The following is a 20,852-nucleotide window of genomic DNA, read 5'->3' as shown; positions in this document are numbered from 1 at the left end:
GATTTTTTCCTACTTAATTCATGATTCATCTGCATCTCTCGTGTTAAAGTGATGCCCAGATTCTTGATTAAAAAATAAGAAAGGATATTCCCCCGATGATTAAAAAATGTCTGTTCCCTGCAGCGGGCTATGGTACGCGCTTCCTCCCTGCGACCAAGTCTATGCCTAAAGAGATGATGCCTGTAGTGAACAAGCCACTGATTGAATACGGTGTAGAAGAGGCGATCCAAGCTGGCATGAACGGCATGTGTATCGTTACTGGTCGTGGTAAGCACTCAATCATGGACCACTTCGATAAAAACTACGAATTGGAACACCAAATCAGCGGTACAAACAAAGAAGAACTGTTGGTTGATATCCGTGAAATCATTGACTCTGCAAACTTCACCTACATCCGCCAACGCGAAATGAAAGGTCTAGGTCACGCAATCCTAACTGGTCGTGAACTTGTAGGCGACGAACCATTCGCTGTGGTACTGGCTGATGACCTTTGTGTGAATGAGCAAGAAGGCGTACTGGCTCAAATGGTAGCGCTCTTCAAACAGTTCCGTTGTTCAATCGTTGCTGTTCAAGAGGTTCCAGAAGAAGAAACCCACAAATACGGCGTAATCTCTGGTGAGATGATCAAAGATGACATCTACCGTGTAGACGACATGGTCGAGAAGCCAGAGCAAGGCACGGCGCCAAGCAACCTAGCGATCATCGGTCGTTACATCCTGACTCCAGATATTTTCGAGCTGATCGAAAACACAGAACCAGGTAAAGGCGGCGAAATCCAAATCACTGACGCACTGCTTAAGCAAGCAAAAGCAGGCTGTGTATTGGCGTACAAATTCAAAGGCCAACGCTTCGACTGTGGTAGCGTAGAAGGCTACATCGAAGCAACAAACTACTGCTTTGAAAACCTATACCTAAAAGACGAAAAGAAGTCTGAGTTAGGCAAACACGCAACTAAAAAAGAAGCGTAACCAACTCAAACTGATTAATGAGAAAGCCCAGCTTAATGCTGGGCTTTTTGTTTACTGTTTTTTTGTCCAGTATTTTCTTTGCACATTTCTCACACTATGTAATACTTGCGTCACTTGGTTATACATAGAGCAAAAACGATGGATAAAATAGAAGTTCGTGGTGCCCGCACCCATAACCTCAAAGACATCAACCTCACTATCCCCCGCGATAAACTGATTGTCATTACTGGTTTGAGTGGTTCTGGTAAATCCTCTCTCGCATTCGATACTTTGTACGCTGAAGGTCAAAGACGTTACGTCGAATCCTTATCAGCTTACGCACGCCAGTTTTTGTCTCTTATGGAAAAACCAGATGTTGACCACATCGAAGGTTTATCTCCTGCGATCTCGATCGAGCAGAAATCAACATCACACAACCCGCGTTCTACCGTTGGTACTATTACTGAGGTGTACGACTACCTACGTCTGCTTTATGCACGCGTTGGTGAGCCTCGCTGTCCTACGCACCATACTCCTCTTGCAGCACAGACTGTCAGCCAGATGGTCGATAAAGTATTAGAGTTGCCAGAGGGCAGCAAAATGATGCTGCTTGCTCCTATAGTGAAAGAACGTAAAGGTGAGCACGTTAAAACGCTAGAGAACCTAGCAGCTCAAGGTTTCATCCGCGCACGCATCGATGGTGAAACTTGCGATCTTTCTGATCCACCGCCGTTAGAGCTACACAAGAAACACACTATTGAAGTGGTTGTGGACCGCTTTAAAGTTCGCCCAGATTTGCAGCAACGTTTGGCTGAATCGTTCGAAACCACGCTAGAGCTTTCTGGTGGTATTGCGGTTGTTGCACCAATGGATGGCGACGGCGAAGAAGTGATCTTCTCTGCTAACTTTGCTTGCCCTATTTGTGGCTACAGCATGCAAGAACTTGAGCCTCGTTTGTTCTCGTTCAACAACCCAGCAGGTGCTTGCGGCACTTGTGATGGCTTAGGTGTGCAGCAATATTTCGACCCAAGCCGAGTTATTCAAGATGAAACGCTAAGCTTGGCACAAGGTGCGATTCGCGGTTGGGATCAAAAGAACTATTACTACTTCCAGATGCTGACAGCACTGGCGGATCATTACGGCTTCGATCTTCACGCACCATTTAACTCTCTACCAAAGAAAACCCAAGACATCATTCTTAAAGGATCGGGGCGTACTGAAGTTGAGTTCAAATATATAAACGATCGTGGCGACATTCGTGTAAAACGCCATCCTTTTGAAGGGATCCTGAATACACTTGAGCGCCGTTACCGCGATACCGAATCTAACTCGGTACGTGAAGAACTTGCGAAATACATCTCGACCAAGTCTTGTTCAAGCTGTGGCGGTACTCGTCTGCGCCTAGAAGCTCGTAACGTCTTTATTGCCGATACGACACTACCGGAGATTGTAGAACTCAGCATCGCCGACGCATTGGAATTCTTCCATTCTTTGAAGCTAGAAGGTCAACGTGCCCAAATCGCTGAAAAAGTGATGAAAGAAATCAACGATCGCCTGCAATTCTTGGTTAACGTAGGATTGAACTACCTCAACTTATCACGCAGCGCGGAAACCTTATCAGGTGGTGAAGCTCAACGCATTCGTTTAGCGAGCCAAATTGGTGCCGGTTTGGTAGGTGTTATGTACGTACTGGATGAGCCATCGATTGGTCTCCACCAGCGTGATAACGAACGCCTATTGAAAACCCTGACCCACCTAAGAGATTTGGGTAACACAGTGTTAGTGGTTGAGCACGATGAAGATGCGATTCGTTGTGCTGATCACGTGATCGATATCGGTCCAGGTGCAGGTGTACATGGTGGTAACGTGGTCGCTGAAGGTACGATGGACGAGATCATCGCCAATCCAAACTCACTGACTGGTCAGTACCTCAGTGGCGCGAAAGAGATTGCGGTACCAAAAGGGCGTACGCCACGCGATCCAAAGAAAACCGTTGAACTACTTGGCGCGACAGGTAACAACTTAAAGAATGTTGACCTTTCCGTTCCTGTTGGCTTGTTCAGCTGTATTACTGGTGTATCCGGCTCAGGTAAATCAACGCTGATTAACGATACCTTCTTTAAGATTGCTCATACCCAGTTGAATGGTGCAACAACGGCTCATCCTTCACCATATAAAGCAATCAAAGGGTTAGAGCACTTCGATAAAGTTATCGACATTGACCAAAGCCCTATCGGTCGTACACCACGTTCAAACCCAGCCACTTACACTGGAATCTTTACTCCGATTCGTGAACTGTTTGCGGGCACGCAAGAGTCCCGCTCTCGTGGTTACAAACCGGGGCGCTTTAGCTTTAACGTACGCGGTGGTCGCTGTGAAGCCTGTCAGGGCGATGGCGTAATCAAAGTGGAAATGCACTTCTTACCAGATGTCTACGTACCTTGTGATGTGTGTAAAGGTAAACGCTACAACCGCGAAACACTTGAAGTACGTTACAAAGGCAAGACCATCGATGAAGTATTGGAAATGACGGTAGAAGATGCACGTACTTTCTTCGATCCAGTACCAGCGATTGCTCGTAAGCTGCAAACTCTGATGGATGTAGGCCTGTCTTACATTCGCTTAGGTCAAGCAGCAACGACGCTGTCAGGCGGTGAAGCTCAGCGTGTGAAGCTGGCTAGAGAGCTGTCTAAGCGTGATACAGGCAAAACCTTATACATTTTGGATGAACCGACAACAGGTCTGCACTTCCACGATATCCAGCAGCTACTAACTGTACTTCACCGTCTGCGAGACCACGGAAATACTGTTGTCGTCATTGAGCACAACCTCGATGTGATTAAGACGGCAGACTGGATTATCGACTTAGGTCCTGAAGGTGGGCAAGGCGGCGGTGAGATCATCGCACAAGGAACGCCTGAAGATGTGTCTCAGATCGAAGGTTCGCACACAGCTCGCTTCCTTAAGCCTATGTTGAAGTAGAAAAAACAGGTAAAGTACAAAGACCAGCCAATGCTGGTCTTTTTTCATTCAAAACAACACAATAACTATGGCTACTATACACGTCAGTGGAACTAAGCTTTCTCCAGGTAAAGTGCAAGTTCCTCTTAACCGCAAGTTTCTCATCGCGTTAGCAGCACTCTTTCTGCTGGCGATGCACTTCTTCATGCCTAATCCAGGTGGCTCTGGACTAGCACTATCTTTTAATGCGACCACGTGGATTGCGTTCAGCTTTGCACTTGGTATTGGCTGCTACCAACTTGCGACCAATCGTGTATTACGCTATTCCAAATTAACAATTGGTCTGTTGATCAGCTGTATCATCATGACGCTGCCTATCTTCTACCCCAATGCGGATAGTGCGCTTGCAGCAAATAAGCTGATTGGCCTGTGGTGCGGCATGTTGTTCTTCATCGTGCTGCAGCAATTCCATTTCAGTAACAAGCACCGTCAGCGGTTATTGTGGTTTATTGTGCTTGCCGTCGTTATCGAAGCGATTTTCGGTTTAACGCAATATCTTTACCTTAAGCCAGGAAACGTATTTGGATACGACACGGTAGCTAACCGCCCTTATGGCATCTTCCAGCAACCCAATGTCATGGCGAGCTTCCTTGCAACTGGTTTAGTTATCGCAAGTTACCTGCTTGTCCGTCAACCTTATAAATACTCGCGTAAACTTAGCGATATCTATCTGCTTTATGCCGTGCCAGTACTGACTCTACCGTTAATTGTCGCCTTGGCATCTCGAACGGGGTGGCTCGCTTCTATCATCGCAATTCTACTAGTCATTCCGTATATGTACCGCTTCGCAACCAAAGCAAGGTTTGTGCGTTGGGCACTCGCAATGGCAACAGGATTGGCCTTATCTATTGTGATCATGCAAATCGCCTTTCCCGATGGAAGCGGATTAGCCAGCGAAAAAGTGAACATGGAGTCACCACGTGCTTACACCTTCCCTCAAACCTTGGACATGGTGATTGAAAAGCCATTCACTGGTTATGGTTACGGTAAGTTTGAGTCAGAATACATGCTATATACGGCACGCCAGCATGCACTTAATGAAAGCTATCCTGCGGGCTTGCCATCAATGGATCACCCGCACAATGAGTTGTTGTACTGGGCGGTAGAAGGCGGATTGTTGCCAATTCTGGGTATATTTTTGGCAATGGCGCTAGTGCTATATCGCATCTACCAAGCCAAACGCGGTACTCGCTTGGCACTGCTGGCTCTGTTTATTCCAATCGTGCTGCACTCACAATTAGAATACCCCTTCTATCATTCATTGGTGCATTGGCTGATCTTTGTGATTCTTCTTTATTGGGTCGACCAACGTGTTTCTCGTTACCGCCAAGCACCGTTTAGCAAAGTGACCAAGAGCTTACTGCGAGTATGTAGCCTAGTCATTCCTGCTGTGTTTACTTTCTACATGGTTAGCGCATTACACACCAACTATGTCTTAACCAAGTTTGAAACTACGCGCCCAACTAACCCGGATATTTTGAATCAAGTGACGAACCCTGTGGTTTGGAAAGATCGTTTCGACTGGGATGTATACAGTACTTTCTTAAACATCGGTTTATACAAGCAAGATCCAACTTTGATTCAGCCTTACATTGATTGGTCTTTGGAAATCATTAAAGACAAGCCACGCCCAGCGTTTTACAACAACTTGATACTGGCATATCAAGGGTTGGAGGACACAAGCAAGGCAGAACAAATTCGTGCAGAGGCACAGTTCCTGTTCCCTAAAATTGATTTCAGTGGCGTCAACTATCAGCCACCTTCTCAAGCCATATCTGCTTCACCAACACCGACTTCAGGTGCTGAGCAATAAATACAAAAAAGCGAAGGAATAACCTTCGCTTTTCTTTACCTCATTACCGAGTCGATTTATTCAGTCAGTGACTCTTCTAAAGCTCGCAAACACAAAGCTACATTTTCAGGTCGAGCACCATAGCCCATCAAACCAATTCGCCATGCTTTACCAGCCAATGCACCAAGACCTGCACCAATCTCTAGATTGTAGGTTTCGAGTAAGTGATTACGCACTTTTGCTTCATCAATTCCTTCAGGAACATAAATCGCATTCAATTGCGGTAGTCGATACTCTTCTTCTACCACAAATTCAAAGCCTAGTTTTTGCAGACCTGCTTTGAGCTTCTCGTGCATTAACTGGTGACGTGCCCACGCATTTTCTAAACCTTCATTCTTAAGAATAAGTAGAGCTTCATGCAGTGCATACAAGCTGTTCACGGGCGCAGTGTGGTGATAGCTGCGTTTGCCTTCTCCACTCCAATAACCTAATACTAAACTTTGATCCAAGAACCAGCTTTGAACCGGTGTCGTTCTTGATTGAATCTTCTCAATAGCAGCCGGAGAAAGCGTCACAGGCGATAAACCTGGAACACACGAAAGACATTTTTGGCTGCCCGAATACACTGCGTCTAACTGCCACTCGTCAACTTTAAGAGGTACACCACCAAGCGAGGTCACAGCATCAACAATCGATAACAGACCGTATTGCTTCGCGAGTAGACCCAGAGCTTGAGCATCACTTACCGCACCCGTCGATGTTTCAGCATGAACAAAAGCAAGAATCTTAGCATCAGGGTGCTGCTTTAAGGCTTCTTCAACTTTATCGACCGATACAGGGTTTCCCCACTCATCATCGACGACAACCGCTTCACCACCAGCACGAACCACGTTTTCACGCATACGCTCACCGAAAACACCATTGCGGCAGACGATGACCTTGTCGCCCTTTTCTATCAGGTTAACGAAGCACGTTTCCATGCCCGCACTGCCCGGAGCAGAAACTGCGATAGTAAATTCATTTTCCGTTTGGAAAGCGTATTTAAGCAGCTGTTTTAGCTCATCCATCATGGCAATGAAAAGTGGGTCTAGGTGACCAACTGTTGGACGACTTAGTGCTTGTAAAACCTGAGGTGAAATATCAGATGGACCAGGCCCCATCAAAATACGGTGTGGGGGAATAAAGCTTTGGATCGGCATGTCGGCTCCTTGATTGCAGTCATTCATCCTGAGCGTTATAAAAGTTCTATTCAAAAGGTTGGCTCAGGTATCGAAGTTTTCACCCTAATAGATTTTTCCTCTATCGGCAATTAGCCCTAAGTATAGAGGTCAAACCACTGTCACAAATTCGTTAATAAAAACTTTCATTCTGGTTGAGATATTGGTTGACAATGTGACAGCAAAACCGTTCAATGTTTAAGCTTTATGCAGAAGAGGAGCACTGCCCAGGCAGGTGATTTGTGGAGCCGCAATTCCAATACCAATCACTCAGGGGGAGTAGTGCCGAGGTAAGTCAAAGTTGCAGGATTTGACTTGTCGGTTGACTTGGGTTGAATCCCATCAACTGTCATCAGCGCCGTATGATGAAGAGCTTCTGAGGGTAAATTTTCAAATTATATTCTAACTACCTCTCTATTTGCTCTGTTCCTTTCCTCACCAAACATTGGATGTATTAGGCAACCTATTAATTGTTGTTATTTTTTCAGGAAGTCGTGGGAGAACGCAGTGAGCGCATTTAACGTAGCAAAATTCGGTGGAACCAGTGTTGCCAACTTTGAGGCAATGAGTCGTTGCTCCACTATTATAGAAAACAACCCAAATACTCGCCTTGTGGTTAGCAGCGCTTGCTCAGGTGTCACTAACCTATTGGTTGAACTGGCAAATGGTGTTCAAGACCAAGAACATCGTGCGGAAGTACTTCAGAAACTAGCAGGCATCCACGAATCGATTCTGTCTCAACTTGAGGACGCAACCGAAGCTGCGGCAGAGGTTTATTCGATTCTTGATACCGTCACAAGTTTGGCAGAGGCCGCTTCAATCCAAGCAAGCACCAAACTGACCGATCATTTAGTCGCTTGTGGTGAATTAATGTCGACTCATATCCTTGCTCAATTAATGCGAGAGCGTGGTGTGAATGCGATTCGTTTTGATATTCGCGACGTGCTAAAAACCGATGGAAACTTTGGTCGAGCTGAACCTAATGTCGAGACCATTGCACAACTAGCACAAGAAAAGTTAGTCCCACTTTGCCAAGAATACGTGGTTATCACCCAAGGTTTTATTGGTTCAGATGAAGAAGGTAATACCACTACGCTTGGCCGTGGCGGCAGTGACTACAGTGCAGCACTCATTGCAGAAGGCGTGAAAGCTGCAGGTCTAGAGATTTGGACCGATGTTCCGGGCATCTACACCACTGATCCACGTATCGCCTCAAAAGCAGCGCCAATCCCAGAGATCAGCTTTAGCGAAGCATCAGAGATGGCAAACTTTGGTGCCAAGATTCTACACCCTTCAACGCTAGTTCCGGCACTTCGTCACGACATTCCGGTATTTGTTGGATCATCTAAAGAGCCAGAAAAAGGCGGTACATGGATTCGCCACCAAGTAGAAAGCTCACCTTTATTCCGAGCGCTTGCTCTGCGCTGCAACCAAACCATGGTGACATTACGCAGTGCGAACATGTTCCACGCGTACGGCTTCTTAGCCAAAGTATTTGAGATCCTAGCGAAGCACAAAATCTCTGTTGACCTGATCACCACATCTGAAATCAGTGTGTCACTCACTCTTGATCAAACAGACACGTCTGGCGGCGCTCCTCAATTGCCACAAGCTGCGCGTGAAGAGCTTGAAGAGCTATGTAAGGTAGAGGTGGAACACGACCTATGTCTCGTTGCTCTGATTGGTAACAATATGAGTGAAAGCAAAGGCTACGCGAAGCAAGTATTTGGCACGCTAGAAGACTTCAACCTACGTATGATCTGTTACGGAGCAAGCCCGCATAACCTGTGCTTCCTTGTTCACGAGTCCGTATCTCGCCAAGCGATCCAAAAACTGCACACCGAGTTGTTTGAGCAATAAGACACTTTGATTCACTAACAAACAAGGGCTGCACATAGCAGCCCTTTTTAGTTTCGATATGGTTTGGTTAACCGTTAATGTTGGGACCTAACCATTTTTCCGCTTCGATCCTATCCCAGCCTTTACGATCAGCATAGCTTTGCAGCTGATCTTCTTGGATCTGAGCGATCGCAAAGTAACGAGAGTCAGGGTGCGAGAAGTACCAACCCGAAACGGATGCACCCGGGTACATCGCATAGCTCGATGTCAGTGACATGCCAATGTTTTCTTCAACATTCATCAGCTCCCAAAGCGGTCCTTTCTCAGTATGCTCTGGACATGCTGGGTAGCCAGGAGCAGGACGAATACCTTGGTATTTCTCACGAATCAGTTCTTCATTCGACAGAGCTTCATCCGCAGCGTAACCCCAAATCTCTTTACGCACACGCTCATGTAGATACTCAGCAAATGCTTCCGCCAGACGGTCCGCTACCGCTTGAATCATGATGGCATTGTAATCATCACCCTGCGCTTTATATTCGTCGGCAAGTTCACGCTCACCGATACCCCCAGTTACTGCAAAAGCACCAACCCAATCGCGCTTACCAGACTCTTTCGGTGCAACATAATCAGACAGACAGTAGTTGAAGCCTTTTGGTTTCTCCGTCTGCTGGCGTAAGTTATGCAGCACTTTCGCCACTTCTGTACGCGATTCATCGGTGTAGACTTCGATATCATCACCCACGCTTGCAGCAGGGAACAGCCCACACATACCGCGCGCTTTGAGTAACCCTTCACGCTCAACACGATCTAATAGTTCGTTAGCATCTTTGTACAGGCGCTGCGCCTCTTCGCCCACTTCTTCATGGTCAAAGATTGTTGGGTACTTACCGACTAACGACCAAGTCATAAAGAAAGGCGTCCAGTCGATATACTTACGCAAAGTAGACACGTCAAAGTCATCAAAGATATGGATGCCCGGCTTCACAGGAGCAGGAGGCGTGTACTTATCCCAATCAATCGCGACTTTGTTCGCTCGTGCTTCTTCTAAAGTAACAGGCTTAGTGCGCGGCTTCTTGCGGTTATGCTGATCACGCACGCGCTCATAGTCCGCACTAAGTTTTTCAACAAAGCCAGGACGAAGCTCGTCTGATAACAGTGATGTACATACACCAACTGCACGAGAAGCGTTATTGACGTATACCACTGGATGCTTGTAGTTCTGCTCAATCTTCACCGCCGTATGCGCTTTGGATGTTGTCGCACCACCAATCAGAAGCGGAAGATCGAAATCAAGACGCTCCATTTCTTTGGCTACATGCACCATTTCATCGAGAGACGGAGTAATCAAACCAGAAAGACCAATGATGTCGACGTTTTCTTCTTTGGCTACCTTGAGGATCTTCTCACATGGCACCATTACGCCAAGATCGATGATCTCGTAGTTGTTACATTGCAGAACCACGCCAACAATGTTCTTACCGATATCGTGAACGTCGCCTTTTACCGTAGCCAGTAAGATCTTACCGTTGGAAGAACCGGCTTGCTTCTCTTTATTAATGAAGGGCTCTAAGTGCGCTACCGCCTGCTTCATAACACGCGCTGATTTCACTACCTGCGGAAGGAACATCTTACCTTCACCAAATAAGTCACCAACCACGTTCATGCCGTCCATCAACGGACCTTCGATTACTTCCAGTGGTTTGGATGCATTAAGGCGAGCTTCTTCGGTATCTTCAACGATGAATTCAGTAATGCCTTTAACCAGCGCATGCTCTAGACGTTTTTCTACCGCCCAAGTACGCCACTCTAATGCAGAAGCATCTTCTTCTTTGCCAACACCTTTACCTGCGTATTCTGCTGCAATATCTAGTAGCCGCTCAGTCGAGTCATCACGACGGTTAAGAACCACATCTTCTACCGCTTCACGCAGTTTGTCTGGAACGTTATCGTAGATCTCTAATTGACCCGCGTTCACGATGCCCATGTCCATACCGTTTTTAAAACAGTGGTATAGGAACACCGCATGAATCGCTTCACGAACGTAGTTATTACCGCGGAATGAGAAGGAAACGTTAGACACACCACCGGAGATCATCGCGTGAGGTAAGTCGCGCTTGATGTCTGCAACCGCTTCGATAAAATCCACGGCGTAGTTGTTGTGCTCTTCGATACCCGTCGCAACTGCAAAGATGTTCGGGTCAAAGATGATGTCTTCTGGTGGGAAGCCGACTTCATCAACCAAGATACGGTAAGCGTTAGTACAGATTTCTAACTTACGTTCACGTGTTTCTGCCTGACCAACTTCGTCAAACGCCATAACGATAACTGCGGCACCGTATCGACGAATCAACTTTGCTTGCTCAACAAACTTCTCTTTACCTTCTTTCAAAGAGATGGAGTTTACGATGCCCTTGCCCTGAATACACTTCAGACCCGCCTCGATCACCTCCCATTTAGAAGAGTCGACCATGATAGGCACTTTGGAGATCTCAGGCTCAGATGCGCATAGGTTTAGGAAGCGAACCATACAAGCTTCTGCATCCAACATGCCTTCATCCATGTTGATGTCGATGATCTGAGCGCCATTCTCAACTTGTTGTCGGGCAACCTCTAGTGCTTCATCATAGAGTTCTTCTTTGATCAGACGTTTAAATCGAGCAGAACCAGTAACGTTAGTACGCTCACCTACGTTAATAAACAGCGTCTCTTTTTCAATAGTTAGAGGCTCAAGACCGGATAAACGACAAGCAACCGTAAGCTCAGGCAAATCACGAGGTTTCACACCTTCAACTGCCATTGCCATATGATGAATATGCTCTGGCGTGGTACCACAACAACCACCAATTAGGTTGAGGAAACCACTCTCCGCCCACTCTTTAACGTGTTCCGCCATATCTTCTGGCGAAAGGTCATATTCACCAAATGCATTCGGTAGACCCGCATTTGGATGAGTAGAAACAAAAGATTCCGAAATACGAGAAAGTTCTTCTACGTACGGGCGCAGTTCGTCAGGACCAAGCGCACAGTTCAAACCAAATGAAATCGGGTTAACATGACGAAGAGAGTTATAGAAGGCTTCCGTTGTTTGACCAGAAAGCGTACGTCCAGAAGCATCGGTAATGGTACCGGAGATCATAACTGGCAACTCGATACCTAATTCTTCGAAGGCGCTATCAACTGCGAAAGCACAAGCTTTGGCATTAAGTGTATCGAAGATAGTCTCGATCAGAATAAGATCAGAGCCACCTTTGATCAGCGCTCGAGTTGATTCTGAATAAGCTTCAACAAGCTCATCGAAGCTGACGTTACGATAGCCCGGATCGTTTACATCAGGGGATATAGAACAAGTACGGTTTGTTGGACCAAGCACACCCGCGACATAACGTGGGCGCTCTGGCGTTTTTGCCGTCCACTCATCAGCGGCTTCACGCGCAAGCTTTGCAGCGGCAAAGTTGATTTCCTCACTCAGGCTTTCCATTTCATAGTCAGCCATCGCAATCGTCGTCGCGTTAAAGGTGTTGGTTTCAAGAATATCAGCGCCAGCTTCTAAGTAAGCGCTGTGAATTTCCTTAATCAATTGAGGCTGAGTGAGCACCAACAAATCGTTGTTGCCTTTTAGATCACAATGCCAATCCGCAAAGCGCTCTCCTCGATAGTCTTGCTCTTCAAGTTTGTATCCCTGAATCATGGTGCCCATACCACCATCGATCAGCAAGATACGTTGCTTTAATTGAGCTTCAATCTGTTGTCTTACATTACTTCCCACAGTACAGCCTCATTCCTTTAGTTATTTCTCCATCCTATCACACAAATTAAAGGAGTCTAGACGTCTAAAATACGAATTACTGATTATTTTGTCTCCGTCGAGTTACAAAATAATCTCGAAAAAATGTTTGCTATTTAGTCAACATCGTCCGAGAATTCCATTCATAAAATGTTACAAATAGAGAGCTCTATGTCGGTCTATCATACTTTATGTTTTCTATCTGCAGCGGCAATGGTTATTGCCTTTGTAAACAGTAAGATAGGAAAGATGCAAACCACCATCGCAATCACTGCCGGTTCGATGATTCTTTCACTCCTCATTCTAATCGCAGGTCAAAATGATTGGTTTCATCTCACCGAGATAGCGACCGAAACTGTTACCAGCATTAACTTCGAGGATTTTCTTCTTAAAGGTATCCTCGGATTCCTACTTTTTGCCGGTGGTTTGGGTATCAAACTCCCTAACCTCAAAGATCAAAAATGGGAAATCACTGTACTCGCTTTAGGTGCAACACTCTTCTCAACCTTCTTTATCGGTTTTGTACTTTACGGCTTCTGCCAAGTTATCGGCATTCAATTTGACCTCGTCTATTGCCTACTCTTCGGTGCGCTTATCTCCCCAACCGACCCGATTGCAGTACTCGCCATTGTTAAAAAGCTTAATGCACCAAAACGAATCTCTACACAGATTGAAGGTGAGTCTCTGTTTAACGACGGCTTTGGTCTGGTAATTTTCGTGACACTATTCACCATCGCCTTCGGTACTGAAGCACCTACAGTTGGCAGTGTGACACTTCTATTTGTTCAAGAAGCGATTGGTGGCATCGTTTATGGCTTCGTACTAGGTCTTATTTTCCACTACTTAATCAGCGCCACTGATGACCACTCAATGGAGCTATTACTTACTATTGGTGTGCCAACTGCTGGTTACGCATTTGCTGAATACCTTCATGTTTCGGGCCCGCTTGCAATGGTGGTATCGGGCATCATGATCGGTAACTGGACACGCTTTATTGGCTTCTCTAAAGAAAGTGAAGATCATCTAGACCACTTTTGGGAGTTGGTCGATGAGTTCTTGAATGGCGTGCTATTCCTTCTGATTGGTATGTCGATGCTGCTGTTCGAATTCCACAAAGAAGACTGGATTATGATGGCAATTTCAGTACCACTAGTACTTGCTGCTCGTTATCTAAGTGTGTTCATTTCTTACATTGGGTTTAAGCGCTATAGAAAATATAATCCTTGGTCTATCAAGATCTTAACTTGGGGTGGCTTGCGCGGCGGCCTGGCTCTAGCTATGGCACTATCAATCCCATCGGGTATCTTGGTTATTCCAGAGAAATTGATTGATGTGAAAGAAATCATAATGGTGATGACCTACTCTGTGGTTGTGTTCTCAATCCTAATTCAAGGCTCTACCATTACGCCAATGATCGAGAAAGCGAAACAAGCCGAGAAAGAAATGGAAGCAGAAGGCTCAGTTGAACCACAAGAAGCAAAAGCTTCTCAAGAGTAAGTACTTTTACAATTATCAAACTAGGCAGCCATTTGGTTGCCTTTTTTATACCTAAAATCTAGGGAATCTAAAGCCAAAACAAGAAACTAAAACCTATTTCCCTTCCTCCCTCTAGTAACTTCATGCAGCGCTTCTTAATCCATAATCATGTACATAGCCAATGTAACACTAAGAGAAGAGTCGACAGTAGCTCGCCAAATTGAAAAGAATAAGTTCTCCCTCCCCGTACTATAAAACAACGCCAAGGCAGTGCTGTTAATGAGTGATGGAATATAGAGTTCTTCTGATTAAGGCCTGCTTTACAGGAACAAATGAAGACAAGACTAGCGAGAGCTATGGAGCTTATCGACTCAAACATCAAAATCATTACTAGATTAAGATAGGGCATTCTAAATGAGTTGATAAGTCCGAAACGTAGATTACTTGCTAACTAAGCTTTATTTGAGAATTAACAAGCCCATAGATACGAAAAGTCCAAGGTGCTCTTTCACATCGTTATTTAGTGTTTTTCTGAGTAAGAAAAATTAAATCGGAAACGCTTGAAGGAGCACTCGACTAAGAGAACGTCTTTTGGGGATATGCTTCCTATAAGGCAATGTCATTATACTCTAGAAAGAACAAAAGCCAGTCCAAAGGCTGGGTTTCTAAATAATCTAAATAAGTAGCAGAGCGACTGAACTTGCACTCAATTAATGCTCACTACTCGTAGACCATTATAATATCGCAAATACGGAAAGACCCCAGCACTTCTGCTGGGGTCTGGAATAAATAGGAGAGTCGGCGAGGAAGTCTAGTTCGGAGGTGTGGCTATGGGACTAGTTTCCTGAAAGGGAAAATGTCTTTACTCTTAAACGACAAAACCCAGTCCGAAGACTGGGTTTCTAAATAAGTGGCGGAGTGGCTAGGCTTGCACTCAATTGGACTCGTTGGTCGCAGACCAAAATAATAGCGCAAACGAAAAAGCCCTAGCATTTCTGCTAGGGCTTTATCTGAGTAAGTGGCGGAGCGGACGGGACTCGAACCCGCGACCCCCGGCGTGACAGGCCGGTATTCTAACCAACTGAACTACCGCTCCGCACTGGTTAGACATTTAAGTCTAAATTTAAAGCCTGGCGATGTCCTACTCTCACATGGGGAAGCCCCACACTACCATCGGCGCTAATTCGTTTCACTTCTGAGTTCGGAATGGAAGTCAGGTGGGTCCAAATCGCTATGGTCGCCAAGCAAATTCTTTAATTCGGAAAACTGATGTTAAGTTCTATTTATACACATTCAATGTTCTTACATCGAGTCCATCAAAACCCCTTGGGTGTTGTATGGTTAAGCCTCACGGGCAATTAGTACAGGTTAGCTCAACGCCTCACAACGCTTACACACCCTGCCTATCAACGTTCTAGTCTCGAACAACCCTTTAGGATACTTAAAGTATCAGGGAAGACTCATCTCAGGGCTCGCTTCCCGCTTAGATGCTTTCAGCGGTTATCGATTCCGAACTTAGCTACCGGGCAATGCGTCTGGCGACACAACCCGAACACCAGAGGTTCGTCCACTCCGGTCCTCTCGTACTAGGAGCAGCCCCCTTCAATCTTCCAACGCCCACGGCAGATAGGGACCGAACTGTCTCACGACGTTCTAAACCCAGCTCGCGTACCACTTTAAATGGCGAACAGCCATACCCTTGGGACCGACTTCAGCCCCAGGATGTGATGAGCCGACATCGAGGTGCCAAACACCGCCGTCGATATGAACTCTTGGGCGGTATCAGCCTGTTATCCCCGGAGTACCTTTTATCCGTTGAGCGATGGCCCTTCCATTCAGAACCACCGGATCACTATGACCTGCTTTCGCACCTGCTCGAATTGTCATTCTCGCAGTCAAGCGGGCTTATGCCATTGCACTAACCTCACGATGTCCAACCGTGATTAGCCCACCTTCGTGCTCCTCCGTTACTCTTTGGGAGGAGACCGCCCCAGTCAAACTACCCACCAGGCACTGTCCGCAACCCCGATCAGGGGTCAACGTTAGAACATCAACACTACAAGGGTGGTATTTCAAGGACGGCTCCACAAATACTGGCGTACTTGCTTCAAAGCCTCCCACCTATCCTACACATGTAGGGTCAATGTTCAGTGCCAAGCTGTAGTAAAGGTTCACGGGGTCTTTCCGTCTAGCCGCGGGTACACTGCATCTTCACAGCGATTTCAATTTCACTGAGTCTCGGGTGGAGACAGCGTGGCCATCATTACGCCATTCGTGCAGGTCGGAACTTACCCGACAAGGAATTTCGCTACCTTAGGACCGTTATAGTTACGGCCGCCGTTTACCGGGGCTTCGATCAAGAGCTTCGACCGAAGTCTAACCCCATCAATTAACCTTCCGGCACCGGGCAGGCGTCACACCGTATACGTCATCTTACGATTTTGCACAGTGCTGTGTTTTTAATAAACAGTTGCAGCCACCTGGTATCTGCGACTCTCGTCAGCTCCATCCGCGAGGGACTTCACCATCAAGAGCGTACCTTCTCCCGAAGTTACGGTACCATTTTGCCTAGTTCCTTCACCCGAGTTCTCTCAAGCGCCTTGGTATTCTCTACCCGACCACCTGTGTCGGTTTGGGGTACGATTCCTTACAATCTGAAGCTTAGAGGCTTTTCCTGGAAGCATGGCATCAATGACTTCACTACCGTAGTAGCTCGACGTCGTGTCTCAGCCTTAAGAAGAGCCGGATTTACCTAACTCTTCAGCCTACGCACTTGAACCTGGACAACCGTCGCCAGGCCCACCTAGCCTTCTCCGTCCCCCCATCGCAATTGTAAGAAGTACGGGAATATTAACCCGTTTCCCATCGACTACGCCTTTCGGCCTCGCCTTAGGGGTCGACTTACCCTGCCCCGATTAACGTTGGACAGGAACCCTTGGTCTTCCGGCGAGGAGGTTTTTCACCCCCTTTATCGTTACTCATGTCAGCATTCGCACTTCTGATACGTCCAGCATGCGTTACCACACACCTTCAACCGCTTACAGAACGCTCCCCTACCCAATGCACAAAGTGCATTGCCGCAGCTTCGGTTTACTACTTAGCCCCGTTACATCTTCCGCGCAGGCCGACTCGACCAGTGAGCTATTACGCTTTCTTTAAATGATGGCTGCTTCTAAGCCAACATCCTGGCTGTCTGAGCCTTCCCACATCGTTTCCCACTTAGTAGTAATTTGGGACCTTAGCTGGCGGTCTGGGTTGTTTCCCTCTCCACGACGGACGTTAGCACCCGCCGTGTGTCTCCCGGATAGTACTTACTGGTATTCGGAGTTTGCAAAGGGTTGGTAAGTCGGGATGACCCCCTAGCCTTAACAGTGCTCTACCCCCAGTAGTATTCGTCCGAGGCGCTACCTAAATAGCTTTCGGGGAGAACCAGCTATCTCCAGGTTTGATTGGCCTTTCACCCCTAGCCACAAGTCATCCGCTAATTTTTCAACATTAGTCGGTTCGGTCCTCCAATTGATGTTACTCAATCTTCAACCTGCCCATGGCTAGATCACCTGGTTTCGGGTCTATATCCAGCGACTGAGTCGCGCAGTTAACACTCGCTTTCGCTACGGCTCCCCTAGATGGTTAACCTTGCCACTGAATATAAGTCGCTGACCCATTATACAAAAGGTACGCAGTCACACCACGAAGGTGCTCCTACTGCTTGTACGTACACGGTTTCAGGTTCTATTTCACTCCCCTCACAGGGGTTCTTTTCGCCTTTCCCTCACGGTACTGGTTCACTATCGGTCAGTCAGTAGTATTTAGCCTTGGAGGATGGTCCCCCCATATTCAGACAGGATATCACGTGTCCCGCCCTACTCGATTTCACTTTATATGCGTTGCCGGTTACGGGGCTATCACCCTGTATCGCACAACTTTCCAGAAGTTTCACCTGACGCATAAAAAGCTTAAGGGCTAGTCCAATTTCGCTCGCCGCTACTTTCGGAATCTCGGTTGATTTCTTTTCCTCGGGGTACTTAGATGTTTCAGTTCCCCCGGTTCGCCTCGCTGCGCTATGTATTCACGCAGCGATACTTACTTATGTAAGTGGGTTTCCCCATTCGGAAATCCCAGACTCAAATGGTTTTTACTACCTAATCTGGGCTTATCGCAAGTTAATACGTCCTTCATCGCCTCTGACTGCCAAGGCATCCACCGTGTACGCTTAGTCACTTAACCATACAACCCGAAGGAGTTTCGAGTTGATAATCAAATCACCAAAGTTGTCTCTCATTATTTGAATGAGCGAGAGACATTTCGATTTTGCCGGACTCAATTTCGAATAATCACTGTAAAAGTGATATTCCCAAGAACACTTGAATGTGTTTTTTGGTGTTTGTCATAAAGACAAACATTGAGAACTTTACAAACAAACTTAAAAGTTTGTTTTGTCAGCTTTCCAAATTGTTAAAGAGCTAGATTTTCTGATGAAAACCATTTTTAAAGATTCTTTTTCAAGAACACTTAAAGATGGTGGAGCTATGCGGGATCGAACCGCAGACCTCCTGCGTGCAAGGCAGGCGCTCTCCCAGCTGAGCTATAGCCCCATCAAGGTGTCGATACTGCATACCAATTTCAAAAGAAATTGGTGGGTCTGAGTGGACTCGAACCACCGACCTCTCGCTTATCAGGCGAACGCTCTAACCACCTGAGCTACAGACCCAGTATCGTCTCTTTTACTTATAAACCGTATCAATCTGTGTGGACACTCATCGTGAGTAATCATCGTTTAAGGAGGTGATCCAGCGCCAGGTTCCCCTAGCGCTACCTTGTTACGACTTCACCCCAGTCATGAACCACAAAGTGGTAAGCGTCCTCCCGAAGGTTAAACTACCTACTTCTTTTGCAGCCCACTCCCATGGTGTGACGGGCGGTGTGTACAAGGCCCGGGAACGTATTCACCGTGGCATTCTGATCCACGATTACTAGCGATTCCGACTTCATGGAGTCGAGTTGCAGACTCCAATCCGGACTACGACGCACTTTTTGGGATTCGCTCACTATCGCTAGCTTGCTGCCCTCTGTATGCGCCATTGTAGCACGTGTGTAGCCCTACTCGTAAGGGCCATGATGACTTGACGTCGTCCCCACCTTCCTCCGGTTTATCACCGGCAGTCTCCCTGGAGTTCCCGACATTACTCGCTGGCAAACAAGGATAAGGGTTGCGCTCGTTGCGGGACTTAACCCAACATTTCACAACACGAGCTGACGACAGCCATGCAGCACCTGTCTCAGAGTTCCCGAAGGCACCAATCCATCTCTGGAAAGTTCTCTGGATGTCAAGAGTAGGTAAGGTTCTTCGCGTTGCATCGAATTAAACCACATGCTCCACCGCTTGTGCGGGCCCCCGTCAATTCATTTGAGTTTTAATCTTGCGACCGTACTCCCCAGGCGGTCTACTTAACGCGTTAGCTCCGAAAGCCACGGCTCAAGGCCACAACCTCCAAGTAGACATCGTTTACGGCGTGGACTACCAGGGTATCTAATCCTGTTTGCTCCCCACGCTTTCGCATCTGAGTGTCAGTATCTGTCCAGGGGGCCGCCTTCGCCACCGGTATTCCTTCAGATCTCTACGCATTTCACCGCTACACCTGAAATTCTACCCCCCTCTACAGTACTCTAGTCTGCCAGTTTCAAATGCTATTCCGAGGTTGAGCCCCGGGCTTTCACATCTGACTTAACAAACCACCTGCATGCGCTTTACGCCCAGTAATTCCGATTAACGCTCGCACCCTCCGTATTACCGCGGCTGCTGGCACGGAGTTAGCCGGTGCTTCTTCTGTCGCTAACGTCAAATGATAGTGCTATTAACACTACCACCTTCCTCACGACTGAAAGTGCTTTACAACCCGAAGGCCTTCTTCACACACGCGGCATGGCTGCATCAGGCTTGCGCCCATTGTGCAATATTCCCCACTGCTGCCTCCCGTAGGAGTCTGGACCGTGTCTCAGTTCCAGTGTGGCTGATCATCCTCTCAGACCAGCTAGGGATCGTCGCCTTGGTGAGCCATTACCTCACCAACTAGCTAATCCCACCTAGGCATATCCTGACGCGAGAGGCCCGAAGGTCCCCCTCTTTGGCCCGTAGGCATTATGCGGTATTAGCCATCGTTTCCAATGGTTATCCCCCACATCAGGGCAATTTCCTAGGCATTACTCACCCGTCCGCCGCTCGACGCCGTTATCGTCCCCCGAAGGTTCAGATAACTCGTTTCCGCTCGACTTGCATGTGTTAGGCCTGCCGCCAGCGTTCAATCTGAGCCATGATCAAACTCTTCAATTTAAGATTTTGTTCGGCTCAATGAATACTGAACATTACATAAGTAATGTTTGAATTGACTGTGCTGAATCTTTCGATTCAATGGTCACTTCGTATCATTGAAACCTAATTTGATACCGAGGTATCTAATTGGATTATCATCAACGAGTGCCCACACAGATTGATAGGTCTATATTGTTAAAGAGCTTGGCTTTCAGTGCCTTAGCACTTAAGCGAGGTGCGTATAATACGCTTTCCACTTTGAAAGTCAACATAAAACTCTAAATTTATTTAGAACTTTATGGTGACTTGCTTATTAAATAAGCAAGTGCAAAATAAAGCCTGGCGATGTCCTACTCTCACATGGGGAAGCCCCACACTACCATCGGCGCTAATTCGTTTCACTTCTGAGTTCGGAATGGAAGTCAGGTGGGTCCAAATCGCTATGGTCGCCAAGCAAATTCTT

The 20,852-nt window shown here is 46.9% G+C and carries 7 protein-coding genes, 3 tRNA genes, 4 rRNA genes and 1 riboswitch; of the genes, 5 read left to right on the top strand and 9 right to left on the bottom strand.

Annotated elements, in window-relative coordinates; all coding sequences use genetic code 11:
- Nucleotides 1-95 precede the first annotated feature (95 nt).
- The 3 genes from galU to A9237_RS10190 all read left to right on the top strand — a co-directional run bounded on the left by galU (nucleotide 96) and on the right by A9237_RS10190 (nucleotide 5,781).
- Nucleotides 96-968, top strand: coding sequence for a UTP--glucose-1-phosphate uridylyltransferase GalU (gene galU, locus A9237_RS10200; protein WP_009707668.1), 873 nt, complete (start codon nucleotides 96-98; stop codon nucleotides 966-968).
- Between the two features lie 138 nt (nucleotides 969-1,106).
- Complete coding sequence (gene uvrA, locus A9237_RS10195; RefSeq protein WP_078608121.1) at nucleotides 1,107-3,929, top strand: excinuclease ABC subunit UvrA; 2,823 nt, start codon at nucleotides 1,107-1,109, stop codon at nucleotides 3,927-3,929.
- Nucleotides 3,930-3,996: 67 nt separating this feature from the next.
- A complete protein-coding gene (locus A9237_RS10190; protein WP_078608120.1) occupies nucleotides 3,997-5,781 on the top strand; it encodes a PglL family O-oligosaccharyltransferase in 1,785 nt (594 codons plus the stop codon).
- Nucleotides 5,782-5,837: 56 nt separating this feature from the next.
- On the opposite strand, the gene A9237_RS10185 is transcribed toward A9237_RS10190, so the two are convergent.
- On the bottom strand, nucleotides 5,838-6,959 hold the full coding sequence (locus tag A9237_RS10185; protein ID WP_078608119.1) for a pyridoxal-phosphate-dependent aminotransferase family protein: 1,122 nt from the start codon (nucleotides 6,957-6,959) through the stop codon (nucleotides 5,838-5,840).
- A gap of 223 nt (nucleotides 6,960-7,182) precedes the next feature.
- A riboswitch (Lysine riboswitch) is annotated at nucleotides 7,183-7,361 on the top strand.
- 123 nt (nucleotides 7,362-7,484) lie between these two features.
- On the opposite strand from A9237_RS10185, the gene lysC reads away from it, so the two are divergent.
- Nucleotides 7,485-8,837: a lysine-sensitive aspartokinase 3 gene (gene lysC, locus A9237_RS10170; RefSeq protein ID WP_038896949.1), complete on the top strand. Its 1,353-nt coding sequence runs from the start codon at nucleotides 7,485-7,487 to the stop codon at nucleotides 8,835-8,837.
- A 67-nt stretch (nucleotides 8,838-8,904) separates the two neighbouring features.
- On the opposite strand, the gene metH is transcribed toward lysC, so the two are convergent.
- A complete protein-coding gene (gene metH, locus A9237_RS10165; RefSeq protein ID WP_078608118.1) occupies nucleotides 8,905-12,585 on the bottom strand; it encodes a methionine synthase in 3,681 nt (1,226 codons plus the stop codon).
- A 189-nt stretch (nucleotides 12,586-12,774) separates the two neighbouring features.
- Here metH and A9237_RS10160 point away from each other — a divergent pair, with 189 nt between their 5' ends.
- On the top strand, nucleotides 12,775-14,100 hold the full coding sequence (locus tag A9237_RS10160) for a cation:proton antiporter (RefSeq protein ID WP_009707674.1): 1,326 nt from the start codon (nucleotides 12,775-12,777) through the stop codon (nucleotides 14,098-14,100).
- 998 nt (nucleotides 14,101-15,098) lie between these two features.
- Here A9237_RS10160 and A9237_RS10155 read toward each other — a convergent pair.
- From A9237_RS10155 to rrf (A9237_RS10125), 7 genes are all read right to left on the bottom strand, one after another.
- Nucleotides 15,099-15,175 (bottom strand) — tRNA-Asp (locus A9237_RS10155).
- A gap of 32 nt (nucleotides 15,176-15,207) precedes the next feature.
- Nucleotides 15,208-15,324: ribosomal RNA gene (gene rrf, locus A9237_RS10150) — 5S ribosomal RNA — on the bottom strand.
- A gap of 92 nt (nucleotides 15,325-15,416) precedes the next feature.
- Nucleotides 15,417-18,306, bottom strand: a 23S ribosomal RNA gene (locus A9237_RS10145).
- A gap of 292 nt (nucleotides 18,307-18,598) precedes the next feature.
- Nucleotides 18,599-18,674 (bottom strand) — tRNA-Ala (locus A9237_RS10140).
- 39 nt (nucleotides 18,675-18,713) lie between these two features.
- Nucleotides 18,714-18,790 (bottom strand) — tRNA-Ile (locus A9237_RS10135).
- A 67-nt stretch (nucleotides 18,791-18,857) separates the two neighbouring features.
- Nucleotides 18,858-20,410: ribosomal RNA gene (locus A9237_RS10130) — 16S ribosomal RNA — on the bottom strand.
- 316 nt (nucleotides 20,411-20,726) lie between these two features.
- Nucleotides 20,727-20,843 (bottom strand): 5S ribosomal RNA (rrf, locus tag A9237_RS10125).
- The 16S, 23S and 5S rRNA genes sit together here with 3 tRNA genes alongside, the layout of an rRNA operon.
- Between the last annotated feature and the right edge of the window lie 9 nt (nucleotides 20,844-20,852).

It is taken from the genome of Vibrio owensii (assembly GCF_002021755.1).
Classification (GTDB): Bacteria; Pseudomonadota; Gammaproteobacteria; order Enterobacterales; family Vibrionaceae; genus Vibrio; species Vibrio owensii.
Note: the sequence above shows the minus strand (reverse complement) of the source record. Positions and strands in the feature narration are given on the sequence as shown.